The sequence below is a fragment of the Ruegeria sp. H4 genome (assembly GCF_056533065.1).
Genome location: NZ_JBQFOC010000003.1, coordinates 101,899 through 117,376 on the forward strand (window position 1 = coordinate 101,899; position 15,478 = coordinate 117,376).

Annotated in this window: 15 protein-coding genes; 6 read left to right on the forward strand and 9 right to left on the reverse strand. The window is 57.8% G+C overall.

Annotation, left to right across the window (positions count from 1 at the left end; all coding sequences use genetic code 11):
• Positions 1 to 17: 17 nt before the first annotated feature.
• Entirely contained in the window at positions 18 to 2,561 is a 2,544-nt protein-coding gene (locus ACR0KG_RS16730) for a TIGR02302 family protein (RefSeq protein WP_480827908.1), read from the forward strand.
• Positions 2,562 to 2,566: 5 nt separating this feature from the next.
• On the opposite strand, the gene ACR0KG_RS16735 is transcribed toward ACR0KG_RS16730, so the two are convergent.
• Complete coding sequence (locus ACR0KG_RS16735) at positions 2,567 to 3,316, reverse strand: zinc-ribbon domain-containing protein (protein WP_480827909.1); 750 nt, start codon at positions 3,314 to 3,316, stop codon at positions 2,567 to 2,569.
• Positions 3,317 to 3,498: 182 nt separating this feature from the next.
• Here ACR0KG_RS16735 and ACR0KG_RS16740 point away from each other — a divergent pair, with 182 nt between their 5' ends.
• The 4 genes from ACR0KG_RS16740 to ACR0KG_RS16755 are packed head-to-tail and all read left to right on the forward strand — an operon-like array spanning position 3,499 to position 6,404.
• The gene (locus ACR0KG_RS16740; protein WP_170535793.1) at positions 3,499 to 4,176 is read left to right on the forward strand and encodes a cell division ATP-binding protein FtsE; all 678 of its coding nucleotides are present in this window, start codon (positions 3,499 to 3,501) and stop codon (positions 4,174 to 4,176) included.
• Positions 4,173 to 5,072 (forward strand): cell division protein FtsX, encoded by a 900-nt coding sequence (locus ACR0KG_RS16745; protein ID WP_480827910.1) that lies wholly within the window; start codon positions 4,173 to 4,175, stop codon positions 5,070 to 5,072. Before ACR0KG_RS16740 ends, ACR0KG_RS16745 begins: the two co-directional genes overlap by 4 nt.
• Positions 5,072 to 5,812: a lysophospholipid acyltransferase family protein gene (locus ACR0KG_RS16750; RefSeq protein WP_480827911.1), complete on the forward strand. Its 741-nt coding sequence runs from the start codon at positions 5,072 to 5,074 to the stop codon at positions 5,810 to 5,812. Before ACR0KG_RS16745 ends, ACR0KG_RS16750 begins: the two co-directional genes overlap by 1 nt.
• Positions 5,799 to 6,404, forward strand: coding sequence for a pyridoxamine 5'-phosphate oxidase family protein (locus tag ACR0KG_RS16755; protein WP_480827912.1), 606 nt, complete (start codon positions 5,799 to 5,801; stop codon positions 6,402 to 6,404). The genes ACR0KG_RS16750 and ACR0KG_RS16755 overlap by 14 nt, the downstream gene beginning before the upstream one ends.
• Before the next feature lie 9 nt (positions 6,405 to 6,413).
• Here the strand turns inward: ACR0KG_RS16755 and ACR0KG_RS16760 are convergent, their stop codons facing one another.
• A complete protein-coding gene (locus tag ACR0KG_RS16760; protein ID WP_480548535.1) occupies positions 6,414 to 7,007 on the reverse strand; it encodes an NAD(P)H-dependent oxidoreductase in 594 nt (197 codons plus the stop codon).
• Positions 7,008 to 7,110: 103 nt separating this feature from the next.
• On the opposite strand from ACR0KG_RS16760, the gene ACR0KG_RS16765 reads away from it, so the two are divergent.
• Positions 7,111 to 7,689 (forward strand): TetR/AcrR family transcriptional regulator, encoded by a 579-nt coding sequence (locus tag ACR0KG_RS16765; protein ID WP_480544367.1) that lies wholly within the window; start codon positions 7,111 to 7,113, stop codon positions 7,687 to 7,689.
• 21 nt (positions 7,690 to 7,710) lie between these two features.
• On the opposite strand, the gene lpdA is transcribed toward ACR0KG_RS16765, so the two are convergent.
• From lpdA to ACR0KG_RS16800, 7 genes are all read right to left on the reverse strand, one after another.
• Positions 7,711 to 9,099 carry a dihydrolipoyl dehydrogenase gene (gene lpdA / locus ACR0KG_RS16770; RefSeq protein ID WP_480827913.1) on the reverse strand — a complete coding sequence of 463 codons (1,389 nt, stop codon included), beginning with the start codon at positions 9,097 to 9,099 and terminating at the stop codon, positions 7,711 to 7,713.
• A gap of 69 nt (positions 9,100 to 9,168) precedes the next feature.
• Positions 9,169 to 9,579, reverse strand: coding sequence for an MAPEG family protein (locus ACR0KG_RS16775; RefSeq protein ID WP_480544365.1), 411 nt, complete (start codon positions 9,577 to 9,579; stop codon positions 9,169 to 9,171).
• An 80-nt stretch (positions 9,580 to 9,659) separates the two neighbouring features.
• The gene (locus ACR0KG_RS16780) at positions 9,660 to 9,929 is read right to left on the reverse strand and encodes a hypothetical protein (protein ID WP_353012019.1); all 270 of its coding nucleotides are present in this window, start codon (positions 9,927 to 9,929) and stop codon (positions 9,660 to 9,662) included.
• A gap of 2 nt (positions 9,930 to 9,931) precedes the next feature.
• Positions 9,932 to 11,437, reverse strand: a complete 1,506-nt coding sequence (gene odhB / locus ACR0KG_RS16785; RefSeq protein WP_480544364.1) for a 2-oxoglutarate dehydrogenase complex dihydrolipoyllysine-residue succinyltransferase — start codon at positions 11,435 to 11,437, stop codon at positions 9,932 to 9,934.
• A gap of 3 nt (positions 11,438 to 11,440) precedes the next feature.
• Complete coding sequence (locus tag ACR0KG_RS16790) at positions 11,441 to 14,398, reverse strand: 2-oxoglutarate dehydrogenase E1 component (protein WP_480827914.1); 2,958 nt, start codon at positions 14,396 to 14,398, stop codon at positions 11,441 to 11,443.
• Entirely contained in the window at positions 14,395 to 14,937 is a 543-nt protein-coding gene (locus ACR0KG_RS16795) for a DUF805 domain-containing protein (protein WP_480827915.1), read from the reverse strand. Before ACR0KG_RS16795 ends, ACR0KG_RS16790 begins: the two co-directional genes overlap by 4 nt.
• Complete coding sequence (locus tag ACR0KG_RS16800; protein WP_480827916.1) at positions 14,934 to 15,446, reverse strand: DUF805 domain-containing protein; 513 nt, start codon at positions 15,444 to 15,446, stop codon at positions 14,934 to 14,936. Before ACR0KG_RS16800 ends, ACR0KG_RS16795 begins: the two co-directional genes overlap by 4 nt.
• Positions 15,447 to 15,478 lie beyond the last annotated feature (32 nt).

Genomic DNA, 15,478 nt, shown 5'->3' on the forward strand with positions numbered 1-15,478 from the left:
CGATCAGGAGGCCCGCATTGCGCGATAAAGTGAAACTGCCGATACCAAAACGTTCGCTCTGGCTGACCCATGCAGGAATGCTGGCCGAGCAGGTTTTGCGCGCCTTCTGGCCGTTTTTCTCGATTTTGATGGCTGTTCTGGCTGCTTTGATGCTGGGACTTCAGGATCAGGTGCGCGTTGAATTTGTCTGGGCCGCAGGTGCAGTTAGCCTGATCGCGCTGAGTGTGGCTGCGGCTGTTGGGATTCGGCGATTCCATCGGCCGACGCTTACTGAGGCGCTTGTGCGCTTGGATGAGGCATTGCCCGGACGCCCTATTCAGGCGTTGATCGATGACCAGGCCATTGGGGCGACGGATGCGGATTCAGTTGCTTTGTGGCAGGCACACAAGGCACGGATGGCGCAGCGCGTCTCTCAGGCCGAGGCAGTGAAACCTGATCTGCGCCTTGCTTCGCGCGATCCATACGCCCTGCGCTATGCCGCTCTATTGGCATTGGTAGTCGCCATGCTGTTCGGATCGCTATGGCGCATTGGCTCCGTCGCCGAGATGACGCCGGGAACGGCGGTCGCGGGGCAGGGACCAACCTGGGAGGGCTGGGTTGAGCCACCGCGCTATACCGGCCTGCCAACACTCTATCTTGCCGATCAATCGGGGCCCGCTCTGTCCGTGCCTGCGGGCAGTAGTGTGACCTTGAGGTTTTATGGTGAGGTCGGTGCGCACAGCCTGACCGAAACAAGTTCGGTCACTGGAACCGAAGCTGCCACTGAACCAGAACAGGATTTTGTTGTCACGCAATCGGGGCAATTGCGGATCGAAGGACCTGCAGGCCGGGATTGGGTTGTTGACGTGATTGGCGATGCCCCTCCGACTATTGACGTGGCAGGTCGGGCCGAGGCCGAAGCAGGCGGACAGATGAAACTGCCGTTTCAATCCAGTGACGACTATGGCGTTGTTTCTGGCTCTGCCCTGATTGAACTTGATCTGGGCGCCGTAGATCGCCGGTATGGTTTGACCACCGAACCTGAGCCGCGCGAGGTGATCGAGATTGAACTGCCCATGCCCATCACCGGCGACCGGGCTGATTTTACCGAAGACCTGATTGAAGACTTCTCGCAGCATCCATGGGCGCATCTGCCGGTGCGTATAACGCTGATGGCGCGCGATGCGGCGGATCAGGAATCGGAATCGCAACCCTATCTGACCCCCTTGCCTGCGCGCCGGTTCTTTGATCCGCTTGCGGCTGCTGTGATCGAACAACGGCGCGATCTGCTTTGGTCGCGCGAGAACGGCGCACGGGTCGCTCAGGTGTTGCGGGCAGTTTCGCATCAGCCCGAGGGTCTGTTCCGCTCGGATACGGCCTATCTGCGACTGCGCGTGTTATTGCGTCGGTTGGAGACCTTTAATCAATACGGGTTGAAGCAGCCTCAGCAGGAAGAAATCGCGCAAGCCCTGTGGGATCTGGCGGTGCTGATCGAAGACGGCACTCTGGCCGATGCACTTGAGCGGATGCGCCGCGCGCAGGAACGCCTAAGCGAGGCGATGCAAAATGGCGCGAGCGATGAAGAGATTGCAGAGTTGATGCAGGAGCTGCGCGAAGCGACGCAGGACTATCTGCAACAGTTGCAGCGTCTGGCGCAACAGAATGGCGAAGATGGTGAACGTCAGTCTGGGCAAAATGGCGAGTCGCTGCAGATGTCGCAGGATGATCTGCAGGCCATGATGGACCGCATTCAAGAACTGATGGAACAGGGCCGCATGGCCGAAGCCCAGCAGGCGCTGGAAGAGTTTCAGCAGATGATGGAAAACATGCGTGTCACCCAAGGTCAGGGTCAAGGTGGCCAGTCCGAGGGGCAACAGGCCATGGAAGGTCTGGCCGAGACATTGCGCGAACAACAGGGTCTGAGCGATCAGGCCTTCCGCGATTTGCAGGAACAATTCAACCCGGGCGGCCAGGCTGGTGAAAGCCAGGGCAACGAAGGTCGCAATGGTGGTCAGGGTCGGGGTCAAAGCCACGAAGGGCAGGGCGGTCAGGGGCAGGATTCGGATCAGGCTGGTGAAGGTCAATCCGGTCAGGGTAGTCTGGCGGATCGTCAACAGGCGCTGCGCGATGAATTGCGGCGTCAGGAACAGGGCCTGCCGGGTGCCGGTACGCAGGAGGGCGAAGCCGCCCGCGATGCGCTGGGCCGTGCGGGTCGGGCCATGGATGAGGCCGAACAGGCCCTACGCGGCGACGATCTGGCCGAGGCGATAGATCGTCAATCCGAAGCGATGGAAGCCCTGCGCGAAGGCATGCGCTCACTTGGTGAGGCGTTGGCCGAGAACCAGCAAAACCAATCCGGTCAAGGTGCGCAGGAAGGCGAGGCCCAAGCGAATAACCGTGATCCACTGGGCCGAAACCCCGGGGCTGCGGGGTCGATCTCGACGGATGACAATCTGTTGCAAGGCGAAGATGTTTACCGCCGCGCGCGTGAGCTGCTGGACGAAATCCGCCGCCGGACCGGGGAAACCGACCGGCCTACGATCGAGTTGGAATACCTGAAACGGCTGCTGGAACGGTTCTGAGGCCGTCAGTTCTGTGACGCGCTTGAGCCGGCCTGTGCCTCAAGCCAGATACGCGCCTGATCGATCAGCGACACGTAGGGTTTCAGCACTGGATCGGCCTGTGGGACGACTTCGCTGATTTGCTGCGCATTGCCGTAGATCAGATACAGGATCACCGCGATGATCAGAACCAATGCAAACCCGCGTACAAAGCCACCGGATTTGCGTGCTGGTTGCGCGGCATCTGGGTCTTCGGCCAACATGCTGGAGTTGATGGTCTCAACATCCGGCAACGCCTCTTTCTGACCGGCATCTTGGGATGTTTCTGATGCGGTTGGCGTTTTGGGTTCGACTTTCGGAATTGGTGCGACATCCAATGCGAGATCAGGCTGCGTTTCAAGGCTACTGCCTTCCTGCGCTCTGAGTTCGGATTCTCGTGCGGCCTCTTCTTGAAGAATATCGGCAACTGAAGGATCGATGTTTCCGGACGTCTTGGTTTCAGCCTTGGCCACTTCCGTCTCTTGGTCGGAAAAGGCTTCCTCGACCGGAGACCTGTCACTGCTTGTGTCGTCTTCTTCCTCAGGAGTCGACGTCTCAAGCTCAGACAGCTTGGCTTTCAGTTCGGTGGTTTCCACCCCAGCTGCTTCATCGGCGGGGTATTTCGCCTGAAACCATGTCTGATCACAGGCCGAACACTGTACATCGCGGCCTTCTTCGGGGATGACCTCGTCTGGCACCTCATATTGGGCACTGCAATTCGGACATGTAAGACGCATGCTGCCTCCCCGGCCGGCAATTCGGCGGATAATAGTTTTTTCAGGCATATTATTCCGTTAAGACCCAACAGCAAAGCGCGATTTCGGTTTCAGGGTCCAAGTGTCACCAATTGGACTCGGTACAGGCATTGAAACCACATTCGCGCTCGGGCAAGAAGAGCAGCATAATAAAGGGGACAAGTGTGATCGAGCTGGAGAATGTCAGCTACACCTATGGTGGCGGCGAATTGCTGAGCGACGTCTCGGTGCAATTGCAGCCGGGCTCGTTTCATTTTCTGACGGGTCCATCCGGGGCGGGCAAAACCACTTTTCTAAAGCTGTGCTATGGTGCGTTGTTGCCAACGTCGGGGCGTCTGAGCGCCTTTGAGCAGGATGTTTCAGCCTTAGACCGTGATGAGATGGCGTTGCTGCGCCGCCGGATCGGTGTTGTACATCAGGATTGTCAGTTCCTTGATCACATGACGCTGGCAGAAAACGTGGCCTTGCCGTTGATGGTTTCGGGCCGCGCCGAGGCCGAGGAACAAAGCAATCTGTCAGAATTGCTGGGATGGGTCGGGTTAGGTTCGCGGCTAGAAGCACATCCGCCCGAATTGTCTGGAGGTGAACGCCAACGTGCCGCACTGGCGCGTGCCCTGATCCTGTCACCCGATGTCGTATTGGCGGACGAACCCACGGGAAACGTGGATTGGGAGATGTCGCAGCGTCTGTTGCGCTTGCTGGTCGAGTTGAACAAAATGGGCAAAACCGTCCTGATCGCCACCCATGATCTAAGCCTGATCCGCGCCGCAAAAAGCCAGGTTCAGGCCCGCGTGCTGCGAATTTCGCAACGCCGGTTGCAACTGGCGGGGGCCGATCTATGAGCAAGGGTGACATCCGAAACCTGCTGCGCCGCGACAGCCGCGCCGATCGGGTGGTGCCACCCACTGGGTATACCGCTCATCTGACGTTGTTCGTTTCTGGCGCGATGGCCTTTCTAACGGTTTTTGCGTTGGCCTTGTCTCTGGCCTCGGGCCGGATCGCGGATCGCTGGGCCTCGGAACTGGCCGGGGCGGCAACGCTGCGGATCAACGCCCCTGGTGAACAACTGGCTGCCCAGACCGAGGTCGCTCTGACCATTCTGAATCAGACACCGGGTGTGGCATCAGCCCGTGCACTGACTGCGGATGAGCAAGCGGCGTTGCTGTCGCCCTGGTTCGGGCTGGACCTGCCGCTGGACACACTGCCGATCCCTCAGCTGATCGAGATTGTCGAAGGTGCGCCCGGCTTGGATGCCGCGGGCCTGCGCTTGCGTTTGGGCGCTGAAGTGCCAGGTGCCGTGCTGGACGACCACACGCGATGGCGCGAACCTTTGGTGGATGCGGCCATGTCACTGCGGCGGCTTGGCTGGATTTCGATCCTGCTGATCGGAGGGGCTACGGCGGCCATGATCACGCTGGCAGCCAATGCCTCGCTGGCGGCGAATGCGCAGATCATCGAGGTGTTGCGTCAGGTCGGTGCGCGCGACCGGTTCATCGCGGGCGCCTTTGTGCGTCGGTTCACCTATCGCGCGCTGTTCGGTGCGGCTGTGGGCACAATGCTGGGCATGATCGGTGTTCTGCTATTGCCCGAAGCCTCGGATGCCGGAGGGTTCTTGTCCGGCGTTGGATTTCAGGGGACGGATTGGGCGCTGCCGGTGGTGATCCCAATTCTGGGTGCCGTTGTCGCTTTCTTCGCGACTTGGACCGCTGCGCGCCGCAAGTTGAAGGAGCTTTCCTGATGTCCAAGGCTGTTCAATGGGTCCGCTCGTTGGTCTTTATGTTCGTGATCTACCTTTGGATGTTGCTTCTTGGCATCGTATTTTTACCCTATGCGATTTTTGCAAAACGGGGGGCATCAAGGGCCTGCAAAACCTATGCGCGCAGCACATTGTGGCTGGCGCGCTGGATGGTGGGTATTCGCAGCGAAGTACGCGGTACACCGCCGACAGGTGAGGTTGTGATCGGTGCCAAGCATCAATCCTTTCTCGATATCATCATGATCTTCAACGCTATCCCGCATGGCAAGTTCATCATGAAGCGAGAGCTGTTGTGGACCCCGATCATCGGGATGTATGCGCGCCGTCTGGGCTGTATTCCCGTGAACCGGGGCAAGAAGGGCGCCGCAGTGGCCAAGATGGTCAAGGACGTCGCTAAAGAATTCACCGAACCCGGTCAGCTGGTCATCTATCCGCAAGGCACCCGCGTCGCACCGGGGGCCAAGAAACCTTACAAAGTTGGCACTGCCGTTTTGTACGAAGGGTTGGGTTTTCCCTGTGTCCCTGTGGCGACAAATGCGGGCGTGTTTTGGCCGCGTACGGGTCTCATGCGCAAGCCGGGCCTTGCGATTGTAGACTTCCTTGAACCCATTGAGCCCGGTGTAGAACGCGAAGAATTTCTGGAACGTCTAGAAAACGTAATCGAAACACGTTCTGACGCGCTGATGCAAGAAGTGGGGTTTGATCCGGATGCAGTTCATTGACGATCTAAGCACGTTAGAAGGGCTCTACGGCACACCGGGCGCGCCATCTTTGCGTAAGGTGGTGCGACAGCTTACGCCGCTTTATCGTAAGTGGATTATGGCGTCCCGACTATGCGTTCTGAGTACGGTTGGCCCGGAAGGCGTAGATGGCAGCCCGCGCGGTGACGATGGCCCGGTGGTTCTGGAACTGGATCCCGCTACGCTGGCCCTGCCGGATTGGCGAGGAAACAACCGTTTGGATTCGCTGCGCAATATCGTGCGTGACCCGCGCGTGTCGTTGATGTTTTTTGTGCCGGGTTCGAACAATGTGGTGCGTTTGAACGGGTCGGCACGGCTGACGGCTGATGACGATTTGCGCGCGCGCTTCGAAAAGCACGGAAAACGCCCAGCGACCGTTATCGTGATTGACATCCAGGAAGTCTACACGCAATGCGCCCGTGCGCTGATGCGGGCTAAAACCTGGTCAAGCGAAGATGAATCCCAAGGTCTCCCAACGGTGGGAGAGATCCTTGCCGAAGCGTCGGACGGTGAGGAAGGCGGCGCACATTATGATCAGGAATGGGCTCCGCGCGCCGCCAAAACGATGTGGTAGGCATCGCGATCAAACCGCCGCCGCCCCGATTTTTTCAACCTTCGAAATCCAGCGCTCGACGCTGCCGGCTTTTGGATAGCTGGCACCTGCGAAGTATGTGAACTTCGTTGGTTTGAAGCCGACAAACCCCAATATCTGATCACGCACCTGACGGATAAGCGCTTGGCGATAGATCAAGCGCATGAACCAGCCGGGCGTATCCGAGGTCAGGATTACGCGCGCAGTACGCCCGGTCAGCATCGGGGCTGGAAAACCGAGTTTCGTCGTGTTGCGCGTGTCGAAAGTGCGCCCCGGGATGAACATCCGGTCGATCAGCCCTTTTAGTTTCGCAGGCAATCCACCCCACCACATAGGCGCAGTCAGGACCAGATGATTGCTCCACTCAATATCTTGCAGAACCTGTTCCAGTTCGGGTTCGAGGGGTTTGAAATCATGGTAATTGCCCTGACCGAAATCCAGGTCAAACTGAAGATCGCTTAGGTGAACGACGCGCACGTCATGACCATTCTGGCGTGCCGCGTCGCCATATGTCTGCGCAAAGGTGCGTGACAGGCTGTTTTTACCAGGGTGCCCGTCCAGGATCAGAATTTTCTTCGGTTGCATTGGGTTTCTCCTAAAAAATGACCGCGGTCATCTTATAGAATCAAAAAATGACCACGGTCAATAATAAATTTGACCGCGGTCAAAAAATATGCAATCTGGGCTCATGCAAAAGACAGTTCAGAAACGCACACTGAAAACCCGCGCCCGCCTGATGGCAGCATCGGAAGAGTTGATTCAGAAAAACGGATACGAGGCCTTAAGGGTCGAGGAGGTGGTGCAACTGGCTGGCGTTGCCAAAGGCACTTTCTTCGCCCATTTCCGCGACAAAGATGCGTTGATGGAGATCATGATCGCGGACAAATTGAATGCCTGTCTGGATCAGGCTGACAACGGGCCAAAGCCAGGAACCGTCGCCGAGATCATCACCGCCCTTGAACCGGTTCACAGTTTCATGACGTCCGAGAGGTATGTCTTCGATCTTTTGATCCGATATTCAGGTGCAACCGCTATCGCTGAAATCGGGCCCATCGCCTATTGCTTTGAGCGGTATTTCCGCGTGGTGATGATGTGGCTTGATGCCACCGAGATGCGCAAGGATGTGCCATCAGAGCTATTGGCCGAGGGCGTGCAGGCTTTTGCGATTCAGGCCATGTCTCTGAGATTCTGCGCGCTGCATTCTGCGACGACATTTACAGATCGGCTGGAAACATATCTGGAGGCGTGGCTGACCCCAGCGCGCTGATCGCGGCCGGGGTCATGAGCGTTAGCTGTGGATTGGTCCGTCACCGCAGGCCAGTGCAGCCTCGCGCACGGCTTCGGAATAGGTCGGGTGGGCGTGGCAGGTCAGGGCGAGGTCCTCGGCAGAGGCACCAAACTCCATCGCCACGCAGACCTCATGGATCAGATCACCTGCGGCCGGGCCGATGATATGTGCGCCGAGAATACGATCAGTTTCCTTATCGGCCAGAATCTTGACGAACCCATCGGCGGCAAAGTTCGCCTTGGCGCGACCGTTGCCCATGAACATGAACTTGCCAACTTTGTAGGCACGGCCCTGTTCTTTCAGCGTCTCTTCGGTCTCGCCAACATTGGCGACCTCGGGCCAGGTGTAGATCACACCCGGAATGACGCCATAGTTGACATGACCATGCTTGCCCGCGACCTGTTCGGCTGCGGCCATGCCTTCATCCTCGGCCTTATGCGCCAGCATTGGGCCTTCGGTCACGTCGCCGATGGCATAAATACCGGGCACGTTGGTCTGCCAGTCGGCACCGACCTTTATCTGACCACGCGGTGTCATTTCGACGCCCAGAGCATCCAGCCCCAGACCGTCTGAGAACGGCTTGCGCCCGGTGGCAACCAGCACGGCGTCTGCGTCGATCACATGTTCGCTGTCATCTTTACGCAGTTTGTACGTGACTTTGGCTTTTGTCTTAGTGGCCTCGGTTTTCTGAACTGCGGCCCCCATCACGAATTTCAGACCCTGCTTCTTCAGGATACGTTGGAAGGTTTTCTGCACCTCGGGGTCCATGCCCGGAGTGATCACATCGAGGAATTCAATTACCGTGACCTCAGCCCCCAAACGCTGATAGACCGAGCCCAGTTCCAGGCCGATTACACCCGCGCCGATCACGACCATTTTCTTGGGGATTTTGCCCAAAGACAGCGCACCGGTCGAGGTCACAACAACCTTTTCATCCACTTCGACGCTAGGCAGCGAAGCCGGTTCCGAGCCCGAAGCGATAATGATATTCTTGGCTTCGTGCAATTCGTCACCCACCTTAACCTGGCCGGCAGCCGGGATCGAGCCCCAGCCTTTTAGCCAGTCGATCTTGTTCTTCTTAAACAGGAACTCGATGCCCTTGGTATTGCCTTCAATTGTCTCTTCTTTGTAGGCCTGCATCTGCTTCCAATCGACCGAGGGGCTTTTGCCTTTCAGACCCATCTTGGCAAAGTTATGTTCGGCCTCGTGCAATTGATGACTGGCATGCAGAAGCGCTTTGGATGGGATGCAGCCCACGTTCAGGCAGGTGCCACCCAGCGTCTCACGTCCTTCGACCACGGCGGTTTTCAGGCCCAACTGGGCGCAGCGGATGGCGCAGACATAGCCGCCGGGGCCTGCTCCGATTACGATGACGTCATAGTTTGCCATGAGGGATCTCCTTGAGAAGTCGGGCTGTCACAGGGTTTGGGCCTATGAACAATTTGTACAACAGCGGGGTCACAATAACACCGCCAAAAGCATGAGGGTTGTGGCCAGAAATCCGACCAACCAGATCAGTGTGCGCCAGGGTCTGAGGCCATAGTAATACGCTGGCACATACAGGACGCGCGCAGTCAGATAGATATACGCGCAGGTGGTCGTGAAGCCACCGGTTGATCCGCTGAGTGTGACGACGACACAGGCGATAGCGAACAGGATCAGCCCTTCGAAGTGATTGTTCAACGCGCGGTACAGACGCGCTGTTTTTTCCGAAAGCTGATCTTCTAACCCGCCGCCCAACCGGCTTCGGTCGCGAGCAGACGTGGTCTTGCCGGGTCCGAGTTCCAAATTTGCGGGGACTGCCATCACCACATACTGAACAACCTGCAAAAGTGCGGCCAATGTCAGGGCTGTGAGTTCAGGGGTCACGCTTGAGAAACTTTTGTTGTGTTGCCCGGCGTCGTCGTGCCCGGGCCATACTTGGGGTCTATGTCCAGTGGCAGTCGCATTCAAACGGGTGTCAGTATCTTGACCTGAATATGGGCCACGCCGCCGCGTTCGTGATGCATGGCCAATTCTTCGGACTCGATGAAACTCTGTGCGCGTTCAAGGTCGGTGACTTCAAACAAGGCCACCGCATGATCTTTCAAATTGGGGTCACGCCAGATGTGGAGGTCGCGGATACCCGCGGCCTCTCTCATTTTTTGATCCTCGCGGAACACCTTTAGCCAGACATCGAAATCTGCGACATCGGCCTGCCAGAGAATATGCGTTGCCATGGTTACAGATCCATAAGCAGGCGGCGGGGGTCTTCAAGCGCTTCTTTCACGCGAACCAAGAAGGTTACCGCGCCTTTGCCGTCGACGATCCGGTGGTCATAGGACAGCGCCAGATACATCATCGGGCGGATCACCACTTGACCGTTGATCGCCATCGGGCGGTCCTGAATCTTGTGCATGCCAAGTATGCCCGATTGCGGCGGGTTCAGGATCGGCGAGGACATCAACGAGCCGTAGACACCGCCGTTTGAGATGGTGAAGGTGCCGCCTTGCATCTCTTCCATGCTCAGCTTGCCGTCACGGGCGCGTTTACCTTTTTCGGCAATCGCCTTTTCGATCGCGGCAAAGGACATGCTGTCGGCATCGCGGATAACCGGAACCACCAGTCCTGTCGGTGTACCAGCGGCTACACCCATATGGACGAAGTTCTTGTAGACGATGTCGGTACCGTCGATCTCGGCATTCACCTCGGGCACTTCTTTCAACGCGTGGCAGCAGGCCTTGGTGAAGAAGGACATAAAGCCCAAACGGACGCCATGTTTCTTTTCGAACTGGTCCTTGTACTGGCTGCGCAGGGCCATCACCTCGGTCATGTCGACCTCGTTATAGGTGGTCAGCATCGCTGCGGTGTTCTGGCTGTCTTTCAGGCGCTTTGCGATGGTCTGACGCAAGCGGGTCATTTTGACCCGTTCCTCGCGCGCAGCGTCGCTGGCCGCAACCGGAGCGCGCGGGGCCGGAGCAGGCGCTGCCGCAGGTGCGGGGGCCGGGGCAGCAGCGGTTGCAACGGCACGTGCCACATCGTCTTTCATAATCCGGCCATCACGACCAGTCCCGGTGACCTGATCAGCGGACATGCCTGCCTCGGCCATGGCTTTCTCAGCAGAGGGGGCATTGGCCACGTCTTTGCCTGTGCTGGCTGCTGTGGGGGCCGTTGCTGCTGCGGCAGCCGCCGGAGCCGCACCAGCCGCCGCACCCGATATCACCGCCAGTTTCGCTGAGGCATCTACAGTTGTACCTTCGGGAGCTGCAATTTCTGCCAGAACACCCGCTGCGGGGGCAGGTACCTCGACCGAGACTTTATCGGTTTCCAACTCGCATAGCATTTCGTCCTGAGCGACGCTGTCGCCAACCTGTTTGAACCAAGTTGACACGGTTGCCTCGGTCACGGACTCGCCCAGTGTTGGCACCATCACGTCGACACTGCCCGCTGACGCCGCGGGCGCTGCTGCAGGGGCCGGCGCCGCGGCCGCAGGGGCAGCCGCTGCGCTGTCACCATCTGCGATGGTCGCCAGCAACGCATCGACGCCAACCGTCTGGCCTTCGGCCGCAACGATCTCACCCATCACGCCCGCAGCCGGGGCAGGCACTTCTACGGTGACCTTGTCTGTTTCAAGCTCACAGAGCATCTCATCCACAGCGACCGCGTCGCCTGGTTTCTTAAACCATGTCGCAACTGTGGCTTCTGTTACCGACTCGCCAAGCGTGGGAACACGAACTTCAATCGTCATCGTTTACTTTCCTTCAATGCTCAGCGCTTCGTTCACCAGCGCTTGTTGTTGGGCTTTGTGTTGGCTGGCCAGGCCCGTCGCGGGCGAAGCCGAAGTGGCGCGGCCGACATAGCGAGGCCGTGTATGTTTCGCTTTGATGCGGGACAGGACCCATTCGATGTTGGGCTCGATAAAGGTCCAGGCACCCTGGTTTTTGGGTTCTTCCTGACACCAGATCATTTCGGCGCCTTTAAAACGCTCAAGCTCATTGATCAGAGAATGCGCAGGAAACGGATAGAATTGTTCAATTCGCATCAGGTAGACATCGTCGATCCCACGCGCGTCACGCTCCTCCAAAAGGTCATAGTAAACCTTGCCCGAGCACATCACGACCCGCTTGATCTTGCTGTCGGCAACCAGCTTGGTATCCGAATTGCCATGTTGCGCATCGTCCCACAACACGCGGTGGAAGCTGGAGCCTGTGGTGAATTCCTCAGCGGTGCTAACCGCCAGCTTGTGACGCAGAAGCGACTTGGGTGTTACAAGGATCAGCGGCTTGCGGAAGGTCCTGTGCAGTTGACGGCGCAGGATGTGGAAATAGTTCGCGGGCGTCGTACAGTTCGCCACGATCCAGTTGTCCTGGCCGCACATCTGCAGGAACCGTTCCAGTCGCGCCGAGCTGTGTTCCGGGCCCTGACCTTCAAAGCCATGCGGAAGCAAACAAACCAAACCAGACATGCGCAGCCATTTACTTTCGCCCGAGCTGATGAACTGGTCGAACATGATTTGCGCGCCGTTGGCGAAGTCGCCGAACTGCGCCTCCCAGAGGGTCAACGCGTTGGGTTCGGCCAGTGAATAGCCGTATTCAAAACCCAGAACCGCATATTCCGACAGCATCGAGTCGATCACTTCATAGTGTGACTGACCGGGCCGGATATTGTTGAGCGGATAATACCGTTCCTCATTCTCCTGGTTGATGAAACCCGAATGGCGCTGGCTGAACGTCCCGCGTGTGGCGTCCTGACCGGACAGGCGCACCGGATAGCCTTCGGTCAGCAGCGAGCCGAATGCCAGAGCTTCACCCGTCGCCCAATCGAATCCTTTACCAGACTCAAACATTTGCTTTTTGTGTTCCAGCAGGCGACCAACGGTCTTATGCATGGCAAAACCGTCCGGTGTGCGCGAGAGCGCGGCACCGATTTCGGCTAAAGTATCTGGCGAAATGGCGGTCTCACCGCGCATGTATTCGTCTTTGTTCTTGTCGAGGTGCGACCACCGCCCGTCCAGCCAATCGGCCTTGTTGGGTTTATAGTCCTTTCCGGCCTCGAACTCATCGTTCAGACGGGCCTGAAAGGCGGTTTTCATATCCTCAATCTCGCCTTCGGGGATCAGCCCATCCTTGACCAGACGTTCCGTGTAGAGCGACAGCGTGGTCTTATGCGTCTTGATCTTCTTGTACATGATCGGGTTGGTGAACATGGGCTCGTCGCCCTCGTTGTGGCCAAACCGGCGGTAGCAGAAGATATCGATCACCACGTCCTTGTGGAACTTCTGGCGGAATTCGGTTGCCACTTTGGCAGCATGTACAACCGCCTCGGGATCGTCGCCGTTCACGTGGAAGATCGGAGCCTCGACCATCAGCGCGATATCCGTTGGATACGGGCTGGAGCGGCTGAAGTGCGGCGCGGTGGTGAAACCGATCTGGTTGTTCACCACGATATGCATGGTGCCGCCGGTCTTGTGCCCACGCAGACCGGACAGGCCGAACCCTTCGGCGACCACACCCTGACCAGCAAAGGCCGCATCGCCGTGCAGCAGAATGCCCATCACCTTGGTCCGGTCGGTATCCTTCAGTTGATCCTGCTTGGCCCGAACCTTGCCCAACACAACCGGGTTCACCGCTTCAAGGTGGCTGGGGTTTGCGGTCAGCGACAGGTGCACGCTATTGCCATCAAACTCACGGTCGCTGGAGGCGCCGAGGTGGTACTTCACATCGCCCGAGCCATCCACGTCTTCGGGCTTGAAGCTGCCGCCCTGGAATTCGTTGAAAATCGCACGGTAGGGTTTGCCCATCACATTGGCGAGGATGTTCAGACGCCCGCGGTGCGGCATGCCGATGACAATGTCCTGAACGCCCAAGGCTCCGCCACGCTTGATGATCTGCTCCATCGCGGGGATCAGGCTTTCGCCACCGTCCAAACCAAAGCGCTTGGTGCCCATGTATTTGACATGCAGGAATTTCTCGAAACCTTCGGCCTCAACCATCTTGTTCAGGATCGCCTTGCGGCCTTCCTTGGTGAACTGGATTTCCTTGCCGTAGCCTTCGATGCGTTCTTTCAGCCAGGCGGCTTCTTCCGGGTTCGAGATATGCATGTACTGCAGCGCGAAAGTGCCGCAATAGGTGCGCTTTACGATCTCGACGATCTGGCGCATGCTGGCCATCTGCAGGCCCAGAACATTGTCGATAAAGATCGGGCGATCCATGTCGGCGTCTGTGAAGCCATATGTTTTCGGGTCCAGCTCTGGATGGGTGCTGGCCGCGCGCATTCCCAGCGGGTCCAGATCAGCCGCCAGATGGCCCCGGATCCGATAGGCCCGGATCAGCATCAGGGCGCGCAGGCTGTCCAACACGGCGCGCTTGATCTGGTCTTCGCTGACCTGAACACCGGTGTCAGCAGCCTTCTCCTGAATCTTCTTGCCTGCGGCTTTGGCATCAATCTCAGCCCATTCGCCGGTCAGCGCCCCGGTCAGATCATCTGTTGGCATGGGCGGCCAATCGGTGCGTGCCCAAGAGGGACCTTCGGCCTCTTTCTGAACATCCGGTGTAGCGTCACCCATCTGCCGGAAGAACTCGACCCATGCCGCATCTATTGCGTTCGGGTCTTTTGTGTACTGGGCATATAGCTGCTCTAGATACTCGGCATTGTGCCCGTGCATGAAGCTAGAGGCATGAAAGGCAGTGTTGGGCGTATGTTCGGTCATTGGGCTACCTCATATGGGTTGGGACCGTATTGGTTGGTGCCTGGCTGACTGGGGCGGGACAACCACCACAGCACCAGGAGGGGCGACACAAACAGGATCAGAAGTGTCGGAATGACGATCAGCAGAGTGGCACGGGTGAACAGGATATCCAGATTGCCGCCATGCTGGAAACTGGAGGCCAGCCCGATGCCAAAGAACAGGGTCGCAAACGCGCCTAGGATTAGAAGGAGTGGCAGTAAAGCGTAGAGGCCACTGCGCCCGGTATCATGCATCCGCCGCCATGCGACGGCCAGATGCGGAAAGAAGACGATTAGGCTGACGATGCTTTGCACAGGTTGTGAGGACGTAGCTGCGACGGATTCGGATGTTTCGGTTTCGGTCACTGCTACTTGCGTGAAGAACTGCGCGTCGATGATCCCGGCAATGATGCTCCAAATCACAATGAAAAGGAAAAAGAACCAGTACTCGGGCCGCGAGGCGCGACCTGAAAAGGTGAAGAACTTGGAGAAACAGGTGCGGATGGCGTCGGAGAAGGTCATGGGGTCACTCCTGCCTCGGGCGCTCCGAAACGATTGCTTTGCGGATCTGATGCTACAAGCATCATGCCAATAACGTTGGCGGCAATTAGCGCGCTTGAGATAAATCCAACAAGGAGCACTATTGTGACCAGCACCAAAGCGAATAATCCCAGAAAAAGGATTCCGAAACCGCTACTGGATAGCAGTACCAACCCGAGCCAGTACATCATCCGATAACCGAGCCAGAGAGTAATCACAGGCATGAAAGGGTAGAATGCCTGATGACCCTCCTCCCCAGTGTCTTGTAACCGGCGGCTCATGGCCGAAAGCAGAGGAACAGATGCTACCATTACTACAAACAGTTGCCAGATGCCCAACATCTCGGCGTTCTGCCAGTTAAGTTGTGTAATCGCTAACACTGGAAAGACCAGTGCGACCGGTGCAAACCACCAGAATTCCGAGCGTGTGGCTCTGCCGGAATAGACCAAGGTTTTCCGCAGTCCGGTCGATATAGCCTGCAGGGGTCCCATCAATATTGGCCCAACCGGCGAGCATTGCCGGG